The sequence below is a fragment of the Emticicia sp. genome (assembly GCF_049241225.1).
Taxonomy (GTDB): Bacteria; Bacteroidota; Bacteroidia; order Cytophagales; family Spirosomataceae; genus Emticicia.
Genome location: NZ_JBMLRC010000055.1, coordinates 1 through 2,166, shown reverse-complemented (window position 1 = coordinate 2,166; position 2,166 = coordinate 1). Strand labels below are relative to the sequence as shown.

Annotated in this window: 2 protein-coding genes; both read left to right on the top strand. The window is 40.4% G+C overall.

The features are described 5' to 3' along the window. Positions 1–121: 121 nt before the first annotated feature. Positions 122–1,333 (top strand): acyl-CoA dehydrogenase family protein, encoded by a 1,212-nt coding sequence (locus tag ACOVO2_RS03765; RefSeq protein ID WP_421768687.1) that lies wholly within the window; start codon positions 122–124, stop codon positions 1,331–1,333. Between the two features lie 283 nt (positions 1,334–1,616). Next, on the top strand, positions 1,617–2,166 hold a 550-nt coding region (locus tag ACOVO2_RS03760), incomplete at its 3' end, for an amino acid--tRNA ligase-related protein (protein WP_421768686.1).

Sequence of the window (2,166 nt, the reverse complement as noted above, 5' to 3'; positions counted from 1 at the left end):
AAGGGACTTATTTACGAAGTCCCTTTTTTATTTCATAAGCAAAATCATATTTTTGTAAAGCAATAAACTGCTGTTTTGCAAAATATTATTCATTCTCCATTATCAATTCTTCATTAATAAAATGATTCCTTCTCAACAGACCTTCCAACGCTCAAATAAAAAAGATGAATTCGAATCGCCTGATTTTTATCAGATAGATGATTTATTTACCGAAGAACAACTTATGATTCGTTCGGCAGTGCGTGATTTCGTGAAAAAAGAAATTTCACCCATCATCGAAGATGCTGCTCAACGCTGTGAGTTTCCTGAGTTTATCGTCAAAAAAATGGGTGATATGGGTGTTTTCGGGCCGACAATTCCCCTGGAATATGGCGGGCAAAGCCTCGATTATATTTCGTATGGCCTAATGATGCAGGAAATTGAAAGAGGAGATTCGGGAATGCGTTCGACGGCCTCGGTTCAAGGCTCACTCGTAATGTTTCCGATTTATAAATATGGTAGCGAAGAACAGAAAAAGAAATTCTTGCCAAAATTGGGTAGTGGAGAATATTTAGGTTGCTTCGGACTTACCGAACCAGATTTTGGCTCAAACCCAAGCGGCATGACGACCAATTTCAAAGAAGACGGCGACCATGTAATTCTGAATGGCTCAAAAATGTGGATTTCAAACTCGCCAAAAGCAGATGTGGCGGTAGTTTGGGCAAAAAACGAGCAAGGACGAATCAAAGGAATCATCGTTGAACGAGGAATGGAAGGTTTTACTACGCCCGAAATTCACGGCAAGTGGTCGTTACGTGCGAGTATCACGGGCGAATTAGTTTTTGATAATGTACGAGTACCAAAATCTAATATTTTACCCGAAGCCGATGGGCTAAAAGCACCAATGTCGTGCTTGGATAATGCCCGTTATGGCATTGCGTGGGGAGCTTTAGGAGCGGCAATGGACTGCTACGAGTCGGCACGCAGGTATGCGATGGATCGTATTCAGTTCGATAAACCAATTGCCTCTTTTCAGTTAGTACAAAAGAAATTGGCCGAAATGCTCACCGAAATCACCAAAGCACAATTAGTTTGCTGGCGATTGGGCAATCTGAAAAATGCAGGAAAAGCAACAACCGCACAAATCTCGCTTGCAAAGAGAAATAATGTAGCAATGGCCTTAGAAATTGCCCGTGAAGCACGCCAAATTCACGGCGGAATGGGCATTACAGGTGAATATTCAATCATGCGTCATCAGATGAATCTCGAATCGGTCGTAACCTACGAAGGCACGCACGATATTCATTTATTGATTATGGGTCATGCAATTACTGGGATTTCGGCTTTTAAGTAGAAAATTAGATTCATTGCCGTCAGTTTTAACTGACGGATACAAAATGGAAGACTCCAATTTGGCTTTAGCCCAACAAAACATTGGTTTAAATTTTGGCTAAAGCCGAATTTGTTTTTCTCTCAGTTATCCGTCAGCTAAAGCAGACGGCAATGAATGCTACTAATTCCCAATTTATATTATTATACTCCATTCTTTAAGTAAAAATCCTTACTTTTGCAGAAAAATTAGTGGGCTTAATAAAGTTGCTCATTAATAACCAAAAATTGTTAACTGATAAAGAATAATGTTAAGAACTCATACGTGCGGAGAACTAAGAATCTCTGATGTGAACAAAACCGTTACATTGAGCGGTTGGGTACAAGTTGTTCGTGATAAAGGTGGTATTATTTACGTTGACCTCCGTGACCGTTATGGCATCACACAATTAATTTTAAATGAAAATAGCACCGATGCAAACGCCATCTCAACGGCACGTACTTTAAGCCGTGAGTTTGTGATTCAGGCTACTGGCGAGGTAGTTGAGCGTATTGCAAAAAATGATAAAATCGAAACAGGAGATATTGAAATAAAAGTTACTTCACTCGAAGTGCTAAATCCTGCCAAATTACCACCGTTTTTGATTCAAGACGAAACCGATGGTGGCGATGATATTCGCATGAAATATCGTTATCTTGACCTACGTCGTAGTGCTGTGCGTCAGAATCTTCAGTTGCGTCATAAAATGGCACAACAAACACGTATCTACATGGACGCACAAGATTTTATCGAAGTCGAAACGCCAGTTTTGATAAAATCAACGCCCGAAGGTGCAAGAGATTTCGTAGTGCCGAGCC